Consider the following 15,099-nt stretch of genomic DNA (forward strand, 5'->3'; position numbering starts at 1 on the left):
GCTTCCCGGTCCGGCAACGCCCACAGTCAAATCAAACTCCCCCAGGAGGGTTTCCAAAGGGACTCAGTCCCTTTGGCCGCCGGAGGCTCTTCTCTTCTCTTTCGTTTGCCACGACTCTCCAACTAGCCGGCGCGTTTGCGGGTCTTGGCTTCTTCGCGGCGTTCCTCGCGGTAGGCCTTGACGGCGGCCAGCTTGTCCGGGGGGAGGACGGTTGCCAGTCGGGCATCGGTTTCCCGGCCGATCTGGTGCAAATCGTCACGCAGGGCCTTCATGCCGGCCAGTCCCGGGGTGGCGGCCAGCCGGGAGCGGGCCATGTTCTGGCGTTTTCTGGTCTGCTCGATGAGGATGGGGCGCACATTGGCCAGTTCCTGGGGGGTGAGCTGTACCCGGGAACTGAGGCCCTTGAGGAAACCGTCCACCAGGACTTCGGGCGGGGTATCGAGTTGGGGCGGCACATCGGCCGCCCGCACCGGCAGGCAGGACAGAATCAGGCAGGCGGAGAAGACCAGGGCGGCGGTCATGGCCAGCGTGGTGAACATCTTATTTTTGAGCAAGGCACCTCCAAAGAGGCGGCATGCGCCTCATTTTGCAGGCAGGTCGGGAAGGAGGTCGGGCTGGTTACAGGCGGCAGCGCCGGGTCAAAGGGCCGAATTCGCACTTGCGTTGTGAACTTATCCAATGAATTGTAAGGGCGGCTTTGCCCATGGCGCTCACGCTGGGATATGTGCTTGGTATCTGAAGGACAGGCTTGCCTGCGGCAGCCCGGAGGCTACGCGCTGCGCCGGCTCGCGGGGACGGGGGAGTTGTTACCCCGGGGGAAGGGTCAGACGTGGTGGATTGCGAACCAAAAAGGGCCACAGGACTGCTGCGCTGGCCGGGTCCGGAGGCGACGCAGCCCAGGTCGGGCGGGGTGTGTGGCATCTGGATTTTTCTGGCCGTATGGCTTGCAGTGGTGTTTCTGGCCCCGGCTGCGGCCTTGGCCGTGGAGTTGTCTCCTCCGGAGGCCCGGTATGTCGAGGAACACGGCGTGGTCACCCTGTGCGTGGACCCGGACTGGGTGCCCTTCGAGTCGATAAACGCCCAGGGCGAACACGAAGGCATTGCCGCCGACCTGCTTCGGCTGGTGGCCGAGCGGACCGGCCTGCGCCTGGAACTGGTGCCGACCGCCTCCTGGGACGAAAGTCTGGCGGCCTCAAGGGCCGGGCGCTGCCAACTCCTGAGCTTCCTCAACAAGACGCCGCAGCGGGAGCAATGGCTGATCTTCTCCCGGCCGCTATTTAGCGACGTCAATGTCTTTATCACCCGCGAGGAACACCCCTTCATCTCCGATCCGGCCAAGCTCACCGGCGAAAGCATCGCCTTTCCCTCCGGCACCGCCATGGAGGAACTCATCCGGCGCGACTATCCCAACCTGACGATCCACACCACCGCCACCGAAGACGAGGCCATCGGCATGGTTTCCGCCAAAAAGGCGGACATGACCATGCGATCGCTCATTGTCGCCGCCTACACGATCAAGAAGCAGGGGCTTTTCAACCTCAAGATTGCCGGGCAGCTGCCTTATTATTCCAACAACCTGTGCATCGGCATCGCAGAGAACAACCAGCTTTTGCAAGGGATCCTCAACAAGGGCATCGCCAGCATCACCACGGCCGAGCGGGCCGCCATCGAGAACCGGCACGTCTCCATCAACGTCCAGACCGTGACCGACTATGGCGCCCTGGCCAAGGTGCTGGGGGTGGGCCTCGTTTTGGCGGTGCTTGGCGGGTTGTGGGCCTGGAAGGTCAACCGGCTCAATGGGGCCCTGCGCAAAGAGATCGAGCGGCGGGAGGAGCTTGAGCGGATGCGCTTTGATGTGGAGCAGATCATCCGCCATGATCTGGTCTCGCCCCTGTCCGGGATCATCAGCATCCCGGAACTGCTCGGCGACCAGGAGAACCTGACCCCGGAACAGCACGAGTTGTTGCGCCACGTGGCCAGCTCGGGCCGGCGGATGCTGGCCACCATCCGCATGGCCGGCGATCTGGCCCGGATGGAGAAGGGGACCTACGCGGTGGCCATGGCCGAGTGCGACGTTTTGGACCTCATCCGGGGCATCCGGGCCAATCTGGAGAGCCTTTTTGCGCCCAAGGATCTTGGCTTCACAGTGCTGGTCGACGGGCGCACGGCTGGCTCCGGGGAGCGGCTGCCGGTGCGGGGCGACGCGAATCTGCTGGGCAATCTGTTTGAAAATCTGATCAAGAACGCAGCCGAGGCCTCGCCCGTCGGCGGGGAGGTGCGGCTTGTCATCGACACCGCCGCCAGGACGTTTTGCGTCTGCAACCAGGGCGAGGTGCCGGCAGGGATCGTGGCGACGTTTTTCGAGAAATACGTCACCAGCGGCAAACGCTTCGGCACCGGGCTTGGCACCTATTCGGCCCGGATCATCGCCCGGGCCCACGGCGGCGACGTGACCCTCGACACCGCTGTGCCGGGCGAGACCAGGGTGTTGGTGCATCTGCCCTGAGGCCGGGGCTGGTTCCTTGTCAGCCGCAAGCAGTAGACCATTCTCCTTCATACTCGTATTAGTTTAAGCAATACAAATATGGCTTCACTGTGGTGGAAGTTTTGGCTGAACGACCTGCTGTGAAAAAAAACTTTTTGTACGTGAATTAACTCATGTCTCAGTATCAACACATATTATCGGATAGCCCGTTCCTACGATTCCGCTTATGAGGGGCATTTACTTTGGAGGTCGCTAATGTCTGAATGAGAAAAGTTCTCAAATATTCTAGTCCAATGGGGTAAGGCAAGACAAAGTCAGAAGTATCTCTTCGTATTTTTTAATAGAAGGGTGGTCTTTTAGTGCTTTAAAAGATTTCAAATAACTAATATATCCTCGCAACTTTTCTTTCTTGTTGGAATAATTGCTAGGATTTTTTTTGCCTGATAGAATGTTGCTCTGATTTTTTTTCTGAATTTTCGCGGGGGCTGCATCTTTTCGTTGACTACAACTCCAGTAACTTTCTGTTGTCCATGTTTAGATGCTACTCTTGTTTTTGAATCGTTAAGCTTTAGTTCGTATAAGTTAAGCGTATCTTTTGCAAAATCAATCGCTTTCAGCACGTTGTCTTTGTAGTTGCCACTGATTGTTAAATCGTCAGCGTACCTTGTGTAGTCTAGTTGTAAATGATGACAGAATGTTTCAACTTTTGCATCGAATTCACTCAAATAAAAATTTGAAAGAACTGGACTTGTGGGAGCCCCTTGAGGCAAGAGGTTGTTAATTGTGCATAAACGAGAAATGCACTGTGACATTTTCTTGCTGTATCGTGTAGCTAAAGTGTTTTGTAATTTTTCCTGAGAGATGCTTCCAAAAAAATTTTTAATGTCTACGTTGGCAAGAAACTTTTTGTTTAAGTGCATACTTGCGTTTGTTTGTATGGATTTATTTTTTTGATATGCATGGCACGAATCGTGTATGTTCAGGGAATGAAGGATGTAGTCTTTTATCCAGTATTGAACGGTTTTTAAAAAAATGCGTGGTGAATGTATGATTCGCGTCCCACCATTTTTTTTCCCAATCTCGTATGTCCTGTAGTGGTCTTCAGGTTTGTTGCTCATTGAGACCAAAAGCGAAGGGCTTATGCCAATGCACAAGGATATTGAGGAAATATCGAGATCAAATGTGTTTGGGCAGATATTGTGACAGGCAAGCTGAAGTTCATTGCAACTTGCAAAGGAATATAGGCCGAATGATGTTGAAAAAGAGGAGCGGGGGAGTGGACCAGCTGAATGCTTTAGCTGCTTGAAAGTCGACGACCAATAGGCCAGATCGGCGGAATCGACGACCTGGCCTATTGGTCGTCGACTTTGTTTGTCTGAACTCAAGTCCATGACTGGCGAATCACCAGTCAACTCCAATCCCCGCCCCTCGGAAAACCTTTCTTTGTGAGCTGCCTGGGCAGCATCTTTAAGTAAAAATAGCCGCGCTTTGTCTCTGTGCACCCTAAGCTTGTTATTCATAGATAGGTTGCCAAGCCAAGTCAAGGAATAAACGTAGTCAATTTTTTCAGACGACTGAGAAATGAGTCCTAGCTTTAACATTTTAGCGAATTGAACTTTTACGTCCTTTGTTTCTAAGTCTTGGCATGAATCCGGCAAGGCCATTTGCATGAAATGTTTAACAATAGTGGCGCTTGCGGGCTGCATGATGCCAAGTGCCCAAGCATATATTTGAGTGGAAAGCTCTGTTTTCATATTACTTTAAGAAGGTGCGGAACCTAGCAGCCTTGAGAAGTGCTATTGTCTTGTCAATGGTGGTGCGAATTGGTGGGTCATTCTCGTTGTAATCTATAAAAAATATTTTCCCATGCACGTCAACAATGCGAATCGGCCCTTGGGAAATGTAGCATTCATCACTTTCAAATGATTTGTCAATTATTAAAATAAATTGAACTTGCTTTTGTAAAGCGCTATGAACGTGCGAAAAAAGACCAAGTTCAGCAAATGAGCCAGGACTGTCAGCAATGAGCACGATGGCATTTGCGTTGTTGATGAAAAAACCAAGTTCATTTGTTTGTGCATCTCCTCCTAGATCAGTTTGAAGATCTACTAATCCGTCGTCTTCGCCTAGAACAACCTCAAAACTTTCAGATTCAAGTTCATCTTTTATCAATTTTCTGAGTGATGAACTTGGTTTTGTGTAGCTCTTCATTGAAGGTCCGCATAAAAAGACCACGTAAGGCGAGCTATCGGCAATCTCTTGTATCGTTCTTTCGTACTTTGAGATGTCGTAGCTCATAAGACGAACCTTGATGGAGTTGCTGTGTGCATTTTGTATCGTCTATGAAAACTATTACCGAAACAGCGAAAAGGTGTTCCACATATTGCATATTTAACGACAGGTGGCAATGATATTCAAACATCAAAGGGGGAGACTCCCTATGCACGGGGTGGGCCAGCGATTGCGTGAATATGACAACTCCTTGTAGGGCTTTCTCACGGAGAACCCGGAAGAACCCGAATATCCTCGACGCCCCTGGCTTAACCTCCTGGTCCTACCGGGCGGCCCTGCTTCCGTTGGGTCCTCAAGGGGACACTCGCCCTGTTGTCAGCCGCAGCGGCGGCAGGCTGCCAGGGCGGCGGCAGCGGCTTGGCCGACGGTGGTGGGGACGAGCTGCCAGCCGTCGTAGAAATCAAAGGCGGCCGGGTCGTCTGCCGCCGCGGCCAGGGCGGCCAGCAGGCTGCGCGAGGGGTCGGGCTTTAACCGGGCCAGGGCCAGACAGGCCAGTCCCCGGGCTTCGTGGTCGCAGTCGCCAAGGGCCGCGGCCAGTTCGGGCAGGGCGCGGGCGGCCAGTTCCGGGGCGGCCCCGGCCAGCCGGGCGATGGCCCACCAGACGCCCCGGCGCAGGGGCGCATGGTCAATGAACGTGCAGTCGCCGTCCATGTCCTGAACAAGGGAGATGAGGATGCGGTGGTAGTCGGCGGCCAGGACGGGAACCCGGGCCAGGGTTTCGCCCATGCACTGGGGGATGCCCCAGGCGATGTTGCCGGACTCTTCGTTGGTCCGCCACATGAGGTTGCGCCAGACCTCCCGGGCGTCTTCCAGGCGCTCGCCGGCCAGTTCGGCCATGGCCGCGCCAAAGGCGGTGACGGCGCGCCAGCAGATGAGGGGATCGCGGTCGAGGAGCAGGGAGAAAAGCGGCCCCAGGCGCACGGCCGGGGCGATGTCGCCGAGGGCGGCCAGGGCCGGCCCGGATTCGGGACCCTCCAGGGCTGTGCGGATGACCTGGAGCAGTTGGCGTCGTTTGGCCATGGGCCGTCCTTGGAACCGCACCGGCGAGGGTGCAGGAAGAGCGTGTTGCGTCCGGTCACTCCGGGGATCGCCCGGCAGGACGCAACACGCCAGGGAAAACAGTCAATTCACCAAGTCAAAAACTTCTCCGGTTGCGGGGTCCGGGGGGATCATCCCCCCGGCCGCCGGAGGCTTCTTTATCTTCCTGTCTCTTGCTGTCTCTTCTTTTTCCTACTGGCCCTTGGCCAGGCCTTCCTCGATTTCGCGCACCATGCCGGGATGCGGATCGAAGCCGGTCTCCCGGGCCCGATCCAGGAATTCCTTGGCCTTGGCGAAATCGTTTTGTTCCATGGCCACCAGGGCCAGATTATTGAGGGCCGGGCCGAACATGGGTTCGATCTCCAGAGCCTTGACGCTGAAGTGTTCGCAAGCCGGGACGTCGCCCTTCATGAACATGGCGCTGCCAAGGGTGGCCAGGGCCTGGACGTATTTGGGATCGATCTTGACCGCCCGGCGCAGGGATTTCTCCGCCTTGTCCACGTCGCCGCGCTGGAGATGGACAAAACCGATGTTGCCAAACGGCACGGCAAAAAGCGGCCGGGCCCGGCAGGCCTTCTCGTTCCATTCCAGGCAGCCGTCGAGGTCGCCCTTGTTCATGGCCAACCCGCCGAGCTGGACATAGCCTTCGGCCAGGCTGGGGGAGCATTCGACGGCCTCAAGGAATTCCGCCTCGGCCTCGATCAGCCGGCCCTTGGCCACATAGGCCGTGCCCAGGTTGTAGTGGGACACGCCGCAGCCGGGGTTGCCGGACAGGCGTTTTTTCAGTTCGTCGATGAATTCGTCAGGAGTCTGGGCTGTGTAGTCCATGAAAAATCCTTCTCGGGGTTATTTCGTCGGACCAAGGTCGGCATCGATGCCTTCCCTGGCCAGGAGTTCTTTGTACCACTTGCAGAATTCGTACATGCCCCGGTGGCGCTCCGAGCCGGTCATGACGCCCACGCACAGCTCCCAGGCCCCCTTGGCGAACTCGTCGGACGAGCCCGGAACCGTGGGCAGAAATTCGGCAATGAGCTGGTGGCTGGTGCGCCGGGAGGCGTCCTCGCGCAAATCCAGCGGGTCCATCGGCTCCTGGAACGGGTCCCAGGCGTCATAGCCGATCTTGTCGATGAACTTGCGGCGACGGGGTTTGACCTTGTCGTAGATGGCGCGTTTGAGTTCGGCCAGTTCTTCGGGGCTGTGGGCCATCTCAGTCCTCCTTGTCGGCCGGCGCGCCATCCGGGCCGGGCAGCACCCAGGAGGTGGAGCCGCCGCAGGAGGCGCAGGCCGAGGAACCGGCTGTTTCGCCGCACGAACCGCAGGCCGAAGCCGGGGCCGGGGCTCCAAGCGTGGCCAAAAGCGGCTGTTGCTGCGGCGTGGGGGCAGGAGCCGGGGCCTCGGGCGTCTTGACCAGATCGTCTTCGGTCAGGATGCCGAGGTAGTCGTCGTCAAATTCCGTGACCAGGGCAAAGGACACCGGCACGAGCATCTCGCCCAAAAGCGGCAGCCGGGTGGGCAGGGCGCCGACCACTTCCTGGGACAGGGCGACCAGCCGGTCCTGCAGCTTTTCGATTTTGACCGTGGGATAGCGTTCCCCCGGAGCAAAGCCGGTGTTGCCGCAGGTGCGGGCCTCGCCGGAAATTTCCAGCGGCACGCCGTAGAGCCGGCAGGTGATGGGCCGGAAGGGGTAGAGCACGCAGCGCTCGTCGTCGCCCAGAAGCGGACAGCGGATGCGCTCGCGCGACATGCTTTCGAGGATGTCCCGGGTGGAGACGCCTTCTTCGCCGGCCCGGAAGGCCTTGCGCTTGAGCTTGGCGGCATCGCGGTCGGCCTTGTTGGCCCGCTCGATCACGGCATCACGGGCCGGGCCGGGGGGGAAGGCCTTGTTGAACTGGTGGTTGAGATAAAGCGCCTCGATGAAGGTCAGGTCGAACAGGGCGTGGCAGCAGTCGCTGCACCCGGCGCCGCAGCTGACAAAGTCCGGACACATTTCCGAAACCTTGGCAAAGGCGGCGTCGGCCTCGGCGGCGATGGCCTCATAACGGGCAAAGGCGGGGGAAAAATCCAACTGCATCGGGGGACTCCGGCGGCCCGGACCTGCCACCCGCCGCAGTCCCGGCAAAGGGTCGGGCGGCCCGGGCCGGAGACGGCAGCGGGAGCAGGCACTGGCCGCCTGCTCCCGCTTGCCGGTTAACTATTTGAATTGTATATTCTATTCTTCTTCGACGATGATGGCGTTCTGGTCGCAGACCTCGACGCAGGATTCGCAGCCCAGGCATTCTTCCATGTTCACGGCCACGGCCTTGCCGTCCTTCATCTCATAGACTTCCACCGGACACACGTCGACGCATTCGCCGTCGCCAATGCACTTTTGCGTGTCGACAATGACGCGATATCCCATGACAAACCTCCGAAACCCGGGACGTCATATCCATTTTTGCTGACATGACGATATGTTAGCTCAAAAACCCGCATCCGACCTACAAAGATCAGGCAGGCTTATCGCCGGGTCCGTCCTGTGTCAAGGGAGCGGCTGCAGACGGGGCGGCGGCAACGGCCCCGGCCTGGTTCCTTTTTGGGTTTTTGGGAGGATTATTTTACGATTTTCGGGGGGATGGCTGCGGCCTGTAACCGGGGCTGCCGTGGTTCGTCGGGGTATCTAGCTGAAAATGTGGAGATTATTTTCTTACAAAAGGGCTAAAGTTCCTGTTGGAAAATGCCGAAAAGCGAGATGAAGACGCAATTTAACCTTTACGCAGGGATGCCTGAAAGCCAGGGACGGCCATGGGCAAGCTAACCTATTTACGACCGCGACGCGGCGATATTCAACCGGTTCTCGTGCTGCTCACCTCGCACAGGCTCGATTGCTTTCTCGTTTGCATCAGATGCCTGGAGCGCTACACCGACCTCACCCGCTTCAAGCATGTTTACGTGGTGGCCAACGCGCCGGCTCCGGAGCACCTGGCCATGGCCCGGGGGTTTGTCTCCCGCCATCCCAATGCCACGGTCATCGAACGCGGGCCGCGCGGATTGGTGCCGGCCGTGCACAGCGTCCAAAACGAGATTTTGGCCGCCCATTTCGATGACGTGATCATCAAGATGGATGAAGACCTGTTCGTCACCCCCCACTGGCTCGAACACCTCATCGACGGCTATCTCGACCATGCCGAGCGCCCCGACGTGCCGCTGGTCATGCCGCTTGTCCCGGTAAGCCCGCCCGGACGCCATGTCCTCAATCGTTTTCTGCGCCTGTCCTATCCGTCCGAGCGCTCGATGTTCAACGGCCCGCCCATTGAGGAAAACTGGGTCTACCACCGCTGGATGTGGGAAAAGCTCATCCACGAGAATCTGGCCGACGTTTATCTCCACGATGCGCCGTCCAAGTACGCCTATGTCGGCTACCTGACCATCAACTGCGTCATTTTCGACAAGCGCATCATGCAGCTCGTGCTGCCCTTCCCCACCACCCGGGTGGGCGGTCAGACCACGTCGGATGAAAAGGCCTTCAATCTGGCCTTGCACGCCGGCAAGATGAAGGTGGCCGTGCTTGGCCGCAGTTTTGCCCACCACTACAGTTTTTCCAAGTGCGAGGCCTACCTGCGCTCCCATATGCCGCTTGAGCGGATCTGGCGCTTCATGCAGGGCCTGCCCGATGCCCCGGTGATCGGCCGGCGAAGCCGCTGCCCGGCCGTGCCCGGCGAGCTGCGCCTCCTCAAGGTGGGCGGATAAGGCCACCCGCCAAGGCCCGACCGGCAGGGAGTTGCCGGTCGGGCCCGGGCAGCGTAAGGTTAAAAAAACGCGCGCGACGCAGGGACTTTGCCCAGCGGCGCGCGCTTTTTTTAAAGGGTGGCTTCGGGAGTGGGGCACAGCATCGCCGGGGTCGGTGAAGGAGACGGGAGGCAGCAATGGCCGCTATGGGGTATCCGGATCGGACCAGCCGGTATTCGCTTGAGGGCTACGACAAGCTGGTTTTTTTGGAAAATGTCGTCGCCAATCCGGCCATCAGTGTCGGGCGCTACACCTATTTCGACGCCACCGGACGCCGGGCGAGCGGGCTGAGGACTTCGAGCGCAACAACGTCCTGTACCACTTCGATTTTATCGGCGACAAACTGGCCATAGGCTCTTTTTGCGCCATCGGCAGCGGCGTGCGGTTCATTATGAACGGGGCCAACCACCGGATGGACGGCGTCTCCACCTACCCCTTTGCCATCTTCCAGCCCGGCTGGGAGCAGGCCGGCCTGCCGACAGGCCATCGCGGCGACACCGTGGTCGGAAACGATGTCTGGCTCGGCTACGGCGCGATCATCCTTCCCGGCCGGCATATCGGCCACGGCGCAGTGGTCGGGGCCGGCAGCGTGGTCACCCGCGATGTGCCGCCCTATGCCATTGTCGGCGGCAATCCGGCCCGGTGCATCCGGCAGCGCTATCCCGAGGCCGTTGTCTTGCGCCTGCTGGCCCTGGCCTGGTGGGACTGGCCCATCGAAAAAATCAGCCGCAACGTCGCCCTGCTGGCCGCCGGGGACATCGACGCCCTGGAACGGGCCTGATCCCGGGCTGCGGCCGGGCGTAGCCGGGAAACCCCCGCACAAGGATAAAGACCCCATGCGCAGCATCGGCAAATATTCGATTCACGGCGTGCTGGGACGCGGCGGCATGGGCGCGGTGTTCAAGGCCCGGATTCCGGTCATCGGCCGGATCGTGGCCTTAAAACTCCTTCGCCCCAATGAACTGACCCTGTCCCTGTGGGGCCGGGAGCGGGTGGAGCGGCTTTTTCGCGACGAGGCGGCCCTGCTCGGTTCCCTTCGCCACCACAATCTGGTCGACGTCTTTGACTACGAGGACACCGGGCCGTGGCCGTATTTCGTCATGGAACTGTACGGCGAATCCCTGGGGTCGGTCATCGGCGAGACCTACCGGGTCGAGGCCGGGAGCCGCCGGCTGCCCGTGCCCCGGGCCGTCGGCTACGCTGCCCAGCTCCTGGCCGGTCTGGCCCGGCTGCACCATGCCGGCATCGTCCACCGCGACATAAAGCCCTTCAATCTGCTGGTCAGCGACGACGATGTGCTCAAGATCACCGATCTCGGCCTGTCCAAGGTGCGCGGCGAATCTTTTGGCGGCCCGTCCAACGTCAAGGTCGGTTCGCCCTATTACGCCGCGCCCGAACAGGAGGACGACCCGGACAGCGCCGATGCCCGGTCCGATCTCTATGCCGTCGGGGTCACGCTGTTTCGGATGCTGGCCGGCCGGCTGCCGGAGTGGGGCGAGTGGGCGGTGTCGGAGCGTTGCCCGGAACTGGGCGACGAATTTGACCCGGTGCTTGCGCGCTCCCTGGGCGAGCGGCCGTCCAGCCGCTACCCCGATGCCCGGACCATGGCCGAGGCGTTGGCCGACGCCTTTGCCCGGTGGCAACGGCGCATGGACGGGGTGTGCGCCGCCCGGCCGGCGTCGCTTTGCTCGCCCTGCGTGCCCGAGGGGGCCGAGCTGCCGCGCCGGGGGGCCGTGATGCTCGGTGTGGGCGAGGCCCGTGAGGATTTCGGCCTGGACGAATTATGGCGGCCGACGGCCTATTGGCCGGGGCGGCTTGAGGATGCCGGGGGGGCGTGGTCCGGGACAAGGCGGCCGGGCTGGCCTGGGTGCGCGAGGCCGCACCGTATCCAACCTCCTGGGAGGGGGCGGCGGCGTATGTGGCGGCGCTTTGTGCCGGGCAGTTCGCCGGCCACGGCGACTGGCGGCTGCCGACCGTGCCGGAACTGATGACGCTTTTAACCCCGGAGCCGGTCGGCGAGGGCTATTGCCAGCCGGCGGCGCTCACCCAGCCGGTGCGCCGGGTGTGGAGCGCCGACCGGGCCAACTATGCTGCCGCCTACGTGGCCGACGTGGAGCTTGGCTACGTGGCCAAGGCGGATTTTACCTGTCCGGCCTCGGCCCGGGCCGTGCGGTCGTTGTGAGGCGGGGCCGGGAACTCCACCGGGCACTGTTCCTTGGTCGGCAGTTTGTGGCCGGTTAAGCGCTTATACAGAAATTCCTCCACCGGCTTGCCGCCGAGCTTGGCCAGTTCGATCTCGGCCCGGGCCGCACCCCGGTGGCCGCCGGCCGAGCCGATGTCGCCAAAGAGCTTGGCCGCCATGTGGCCCATGTTGCGCCCGATGCCGTCGCCGCGAAAGACCACCACCACCATGCCCTTGACCACCGCGGCCAGCATGTTCCAGGACAGGCCGTGGACCCGGGTGAAAAAGTCCGCCAGCATGACCAGGATGTCCGGGCTTTCCAGCCCGTCCATGAAGACGAACAGCCCCCGCGCTCCGACAAAACGCATCTTGCGAAAGGCCTTGGAAAAGAACTTGAGCCAGCGGCGATGGTATTCGCTGGAGATGATCTTGCGCACCAGGAGCATGTCGGCGTGTTTGGTGAGCGCGCTGAAGGCCCGCACGTCGGCTTCCAGGAAATGGCGCTCGAAGCTCTGGGTGTCGGTCTTGATGCCATAGACCAGGGCCGTGGCCAAAAGCTTGCCCGGACGGATATGCAGCCCGCGCAGATACTCGGCCATGATCGTGCTCACCGAGCCGTAATCCGGGCGGATGTCGGTGTATTCGGCCGTCGAGGGCTGGTCGGGCAAAATCGGATGGTGGTCGATGACGATGGAATAGTGCCGCCCGGCAAAGGCCGGGTGGTGGTGGGGCTGGGAATCCACCATGGCGAACTTGGTGTAGGCCGTGCACATGCCCGGCGTAAAAGGCGCCGAGGGGATGCGCAGAAAGCGCATCATGGCCAGATTGTCCGGCCGCTTGACCTCGTTGACATGGGCGATGCCCACCTCGGCCGCCCGATGGGCCATGATGCGCCGCAGGGCCATGGCCGAGGCCAGGGCGTCGGGGTCGGCATTGATGAGGATCAGCCAGCGGTCGCCGCGGCCGATGGCCTGGGTCAGCCCCCCTGCCGTCTGGGACATCTTTCGAAATGGACTCATGGAGCGCTTCCCTTCAGCTGCAAGGACAGTCCGGCGGCAATGAACCGCACGTCATGGGCCAGGGCGGCCGCGGCCTGATTGAGCGCGCCCAGGGCATCGACAAACCGGCGCGTTGCCGCGTCGCCGGCCACCGGCCCAAGACCGGTTTCGGCGCTGACGACAATCAGTTCCGGCCCGCCCGGATCGGCGTAGGGGGCAAACCCCCGGGCCAGGGCGGCGCCGACGTCTACCGTATCGCCATGACAGGCAAAAAGCCAAAAGTCCAGGCTGTCGAGCAGGATCGTACCACCGGCTGCGGCCTCACGGGCCAGGACCTCCATGGCCTCGGTCCCGGCCTCGATGACGGCCACCCGGGGGTCCCGGACCCGCTTGTGGGCGTTTATGCGCTCCCTGAAGGCGAAATCGCAGGCCCGGCCCGTGGCCACCACCCGGTGGGGCAGCGGGCCGGCGGCGAGAAGCGCCTCGCCCTGGCCGGATTTGCCCGAGCGCGTGCCGCCAAGGAGCAGCCGGATCACGCCGGGTTCCCGGCAGCCGGCGGGGTGACGGTGTCGCTGATGGCCTCGATGCAGGCCAGGCTTTCCACCAGATGCATGGGCGCAAAGATCTCCAGCACCAGGGTTTTTGGGGTCAGGTTCCCGAGCATCCAGGCCAGCACGTCGCGGCCTTCCGGGGACAGGCAGGGCAGCGTGCGGTGCAGGTGGGTGCGGCCTGTGGGCGGGCCTTCGGGGCCAAAGGGCGAATAGACGTGGAGCATGGCTGTTTTGGCCGCAAGCGCGGGATCGCCGGTGGGCAGCTCGTGGCCCATGGCCAGCATGTGGCCGAGATCGAGACACAGGCCGCAGCCGAGCTCCCGGGCCAGGGCCAGATTGTCGGCCGGGGAGGCGGTGTCGGTATTCTCCAGAAGCAGCATGGCCGGATCGCGGCCGGCCGCGGCAAAGGCCCGGACGAAATCGGCCAGGGCCCCGGCCTCGGCCGGCGGATGGAGCACATAGGCCCAGGGCTCGAGGTGGGCCGTCATGTCCAGAAGCCGCTCCATGACGGCATAGACCGTGTCCCCGCCAAGCCGCCAGGGCAGGTCCAGGGGCAGATGGAGATGGTAGGCGAGGCCGTAGGTTTTTTGCGGCAGGTCGTCCGGGCCATAGGCCAGGCACGAATGCAGCTCCAGGAGGTAGAGGCCGACTTCGGGAACGGTGCGGGCCAGCCGGCGGCAGTTGACCAGGGCGGTCTCGGGCCACACACAGCTGGGGGCGGCCAGACGCCAGGAAAAACGGGAGTTGCATTTTTGTAACATCTTAAAATCTGGGAGAATAAAAGTAACAGGTTTGGGCTTGAGGGTTTCCCCGGCCGGGAGTATGAATTGCGGATTGCCGGGCGGTCCCGGCGGCGGCCGGCGTATTCAGGCCTGGCCGTCAGTTTTCCGGAGTAGTGTTTCCATGCGACAGATTCGTGATTTCATGCAGCATATGTTCAATCCGCTGCACGTGTATTGCCGTCTTAAGGACCTGGGCGTGGCCGCGCCCACGGCCCACCGCGTCACCCGCGCCTATGAGCGTCTGGTGTGGCGACGCATCTGGTAATCATCCTTCCCCAAACAGTCCAAGCTGCTTTGCCTGGCTGACGGTGCGGGCCTTTAAGGCCAGCCGTCGCACGCCGCCCAGAGGCAGGGTGTCTAAAAATCGTGAACGCCGCAACATGAGCTTTCGTCCGAAAAGCTCCCGGCGCACGGCATGGGACAGGTACAGCCGGCTTTTGGCCCGGGTCAGCCCCACATAAAAAAGCCGCCGCTCCTCGGCCTCGTCCATCTGCCCGGCCAGATGGCCGGGTTTGCCACTCAAAAAATCCGTTCCGGCAAAGGGCAGGATGCCGTCTTCCAGGGCCGGCAGGAACACGGCGGAAAATTCCAGTCCCTTGGCCGCGTGGACAGACATGATCCGCACCTTTTCCGAGCGCGCCCCGACCAGCTCCAGTTCGGTCTGCCCGGCCACGTAGCCAAGCAGCCCGGCCCATCCGCCGTGGGCGTCGTAGGCCCGCACCAGTTCGCGAAATTGCGGTCCCTGCCAGAAAATCCGGTCAAAGGGCGGGATGTCGGCCAGGAAGGCGGCCAGCCCAAGCGGCCCCTTGTCCAGGATGCGTTCCGGGATGTCCGGCGGCGCGTCCTGGCCGTCCGGGGCGGGGATGCCGAGCGAGGCTGCGGCCGCGCCCAGGAGCAGGCGCACGCGCAGTTCGTTCCAGAAGGCCTCGGCCTCGGGCACGGCCACGGGCACGCCGGTGCGGGCCAGGGCGGCCTTTATGCCCGGAATGAGGCCGGAAAACCGGAC

General features: G+C 61.3%; 17 protein-coding genes and 1 pseudogene. 6 read left to right on the forward strand and 12 right to left on the reverse strand.

Annotated elements, in window-relative coordinates:
- Window positions 1–122: 122 nt before the first annotated feature.
- A complete protein-coding gene (locus tag DVDV_RS18720) occupies window positions 123–554 on the reverse strand; it encodes a hypothetical protein (protein WP_254845448.1) in 432 nt (143 codons plus the stop codon).
- A gap of 356 nt (window positions 555–910) precedes the next feature.
- On the opposite strand from DVDV_RS18720, the gene DVDV_RS18725 reads away from it, so the two are divergent.
- Complete coding sequence (locus DVDV_RS18725) at window positions 911–2,506, forward strand: transporter substrate-binding domain-containing protein (protein ID WP_075356126.1); 1,596 nt, start codon at window positions 911–913, stop codon at window positions 2,504–2,506.
- Window positions 2,507–2,859: 353 nt separating this feature from the next.
- Here the strand turns inward: DVDV_RS18725 and DVDV_RS21895 are convergent, their stop codons facing one another.
- The 7 genes from DVDV_RS21895 to DVDV_RS18755 form a co-directional block, all read right to left on the reverse strand.
- Window positions 2,860–4,239 (reverse strand): retron St85 family RNA-directed DNA polymerase, encoded by a 1,380-nt coding sequence (locus DVDV_RS21895; RefSeq protein WP_083634830.1) that lies wholly within the window; start codon window positions 4,237–4,239, stop codon window positions 2,860–2,862.
- Between the two features lies 1 nt (window position 4,240).
- A complete protein-coding gene (locus DVDV_RS22475) occupies window positions 4,241–4,783 on the reverse strand; it encodes a hypothetical protein (RefSeq protein WP_139311669.1) in 543 nt (180 codons plus the stop codon).
- 309 nt (window positions 4,784–5,092) lie between these two features.
- Window positions 5,093–5,797 carry a DVU0298 family protein gene (locus DVDV_RS18735; RefSeq protein ID WP_075356128.1) on the reverse strand — a complete coding sequence of 235 codons (705 nt, stop codon included), beginning with the start codon at window positions 5,795–5,797 and terminating at the stop codon, window positions 5,093–5,095.
- Between the two features lie 210 nt (window positions 5,798–6,007).
- Window positions 6,008–6,643: a tetratricopeptide repeat protein gene (locus tag DVDV_RS18740; RefSeq protein ID WP_075356129.1), complete on the reverse strand. Its 636-nt coding sequence runs from the start codon at window positions 6,641–6,643 to the stop codon at window positions 6,008–6,010.
- 18 nt (window positions 6,644–6,661) lie between these two features.
- The gene (locus DVDV_RS18745) at window positions 6,662–7,021 is read right to left on the reverse strand and encodes a hypothetical protein (protein WP_075356130.1); all 360 of its coding nucleotides are present in this window, start codon (window positions 7,019–7,021) and stop codon (window positions 6,662–6,664) included.
- A 1-nt stretch (window position 7,022) separates the two neighbouring features.
- On the reverse strand, window positions 7,023–7,886 hold the full coding sequence (locus DVDV_RS18750) for a hypothetical protein (protein ID WP_075356131.1): 864 nt from the start codon (window positions 7,884–7,886) through the stop codon (window positions 7,023–7,025).
- A 138-nt stretch (window positions 7,887–8,024) separates the two neighbouring features.
- On the reverse strand, window positions 8,025–8,213 hold the full coding sequence (locus DVDV_RS18755) for a ferredoxin (protein ID WP_075356132.1): 189 nt from the start codon (window positions 8,211–8,213) through the stop codon (window positions 8,025–8,027).
- A gap of 383 nt (window positions 8,214–8,596) precedes the next feature.
- On the opposite strand from DVDV_RS18755, the gene DVDV_RS18760 reads away from it, so the two are divergent.
- The 4 genes and pseudogenes from DVDV_RS18760 (at window position 8,597) to DVDV_RS23595 (ending at window position 11,762) form a co-directional block, all read left to right on the forward strand.
- Window positions 8,597–9,541: a glycosyltransferase gene (locus DVDV_RS18760; RefSeq protein WP_075356133.1), complete on the forward strand. Its 945-nt coding sequence runs from the start codon at window positions 8,597–8,599 to the stop codon at window positions 9,539–9,541.
- 418 nt (window positions 9,542–9,959) lie between these two features.
- Window positions 9,960–10,361 carry a CatB-related O-acetyltransferase gene (locus tag DVDV_RS23820; protein ID WP_303046337.1) on the forward strand — a complete coding sequence of 134 codons (402 nt, stop codon included), beginning with the start codon at window positions 9,960–9,962 and terminating at the stop codon, window positions 10,359–10,361.
- 106 nt (window positions 10,362–10,467) lie between these two features.
- Window positions 10,468–11,013, forward strand: a pseudogene (locus DVDV_RS23590) (serine/threonine-protein kinase); the annotation flags it as partial.
- A gap of 434 nt (window positions 11,014–11,447) precedes the next feature.
- A complete protein-coding gene (locus DVDV_RS23595) occupies window positions 11,448–11,762 on the forward strand; it encodes a DUF1566 domain-containing protein (RefSeq protein ID WP_254845449.1) in 315 nt (104 codons plus the stop codon).
- Here DVDV_RS23595 and DVDV_RS18775 read toward each other — a convergent pair.
- From DVDV_RS18775 to cbiR, 3 genes are read right to left on the reverse strand one after another with little or no spacing between them, the layout of a single operon-like run.
- On the reverse strand, window positions 11,702–12,781 hold the full coding sequence (locus DVDV_RS18775; protein ID WP_075356134.1) for a bifunctional oligoribonuclease/PAP phosphatase NrnA: 1,080 nt from the start codon (window positions 12,779–12,781) through the stop codon (window positions 11,702–11,704). The genes DVDV_RS23595 and DVDV_RS18775 overlap by 61 nt on opposite strands.
- Window positions 12,778–13,296, reverse strand: coding sequence for a bifunctional adenosylcobinamide kinase/adenosylcobinamide-phosphate guanylyltransferase (locus DVDV_RS18780; RefSeq protein WP_075356135.1), 519 nt, complete (start codon window positions 13,294–13,296; stop codon window positions 12,778–12,780). Before DVDV_RS18780 ends, DVDV_RS18775 begins: the two co-directional genes overlap by 4 nt.
- Window positions 13,293–14,072, reverse strand: coding sequence for a cobamide remodeling phosphodiesterase CbiR (gene cbiR / locus DVDV_RS18785; RefSeq protein WP_075356136.1), 780 nt, complete (start codon window positions 14,070–14,072; stop codon window positions 13,293–13,295). Before cbiR ends, DVDV_RS18780 begins: the two co-directional genes overlap by 4 nt.
- A 142-nt stretch (window positions 14,073–14,214) precedes the next feature.
- Between cbiR and DVDV_RS22845 the strand changes: the two genes are divergently transcribed.
- Window positions 14,215–14,358 (forward strand): hypothetical protein, encoded by a 144-nt coding sequence (locus tag DVDV_RS22845; protein WP_175577127.1) that lies wholly within the window; start codon window positions 14,215–14,217, stop codon window positions 14,356–14,358.
- Here DVDV_RS22845 and DVDV_RS18790 read toward each other — a convergent pair.
- Window positions 14,359–15,099 (reverse strand): 3'-5' exonuclease (locus DVDV_RS18790; protein ID WP_139311670.1); only part of this gene is annotated, 741 nt, incomplete at its 5' end.

The organism is Desulfovibrio sp. DV, from assembly GCF_001936595.1.
GTDB lineage: Bacteria > Desulfobacterota > Desulfovibrionia > Desulfovibrionales > Desulfovibrionaceae > Solidesulfovibrio.

Excerpts from the sequence above, each read along its gene's own strand:
- DVDV_RS21895 (WP_083634830.1), bottom strand. The coding sequence starts at position 4,239 with ATGAAAACAGAGCTTTCCACTCAAATATATGCTTGGGCACTTGGCATC.
- DVDV_RS22475 (WP_139311669.1), bottom strand. The coding sequence starts at position 4,783 with ATGAGCTACGACATCTCAAAGTACGAAAGAACGATACAAGAGATTGCC.
- DVDV_RS18735 (WP_075356128.1), bottom strand. The coding sequence starts at position 5,797 with ATGGCCAAACGACGCCAACTGCTCCAGGTCATCCGCACAGCCCTGGAG.
- DVDV_RS18740 (WP_075356129.1), bottom strand. The coding sequence starts at position 6,643 with ATGGACTACACAGCCCAGACTCCTGACGAATTCATCGACGAACTGAAA.
- DVDV_RS18745 (WP_075356130.1), bottom strand. The coding sequence starts at position 7,021 with ATGGCCCACAGCCCCGAAGAACTGGCCGAACTCAAACGCGCCATCTAC.
- DVDV_RS18750 (WP_075356131.1), bottom strand. The coding sequence starts at position 7,886 with ATGCAGTTGGATTTTTCCCCCGCCTTTGCCCGTTATGAGGCCATCGCC.
- DVDV_RS18755 (WP_075356132.1), bottom strand. The coding sequence starts at position 8,213 with ATGGGATATCGCGTCATTGTCGACACGCAAAAGTGCATTGGCGACGGC.
- DVDV_RS18760 (WP_075356133.1), top strand. The coding sequence starts at position 8,597 with ATGGGCAAGCTAACCTATTTACGACCGCGACGCGGCGATATTCAACCG.
- DVDV_RS18775 (WP_075356134.1), bottom strand. The coding sequence starts at position 12,781 with ATGAGTCCATTTCGAAAGATGTCCCAGACGGCAGGGGGGCTGACCCAG.
- cbiR (WP_075356136.1), bottom strand. The coding sequence starts at position 14,072 with ATGTTACAAAAATGCAACTCCCGTTTTTCCTGGCGTCTGGCCGCCCCC.
- DVDV_RS22845 (WP_175577127.1), top strand. The coding sequence starts at position 14,215 with ATGCGACAGATTCGTGATTTCATGCAGCATATGTTCAATCCGCTGCAC.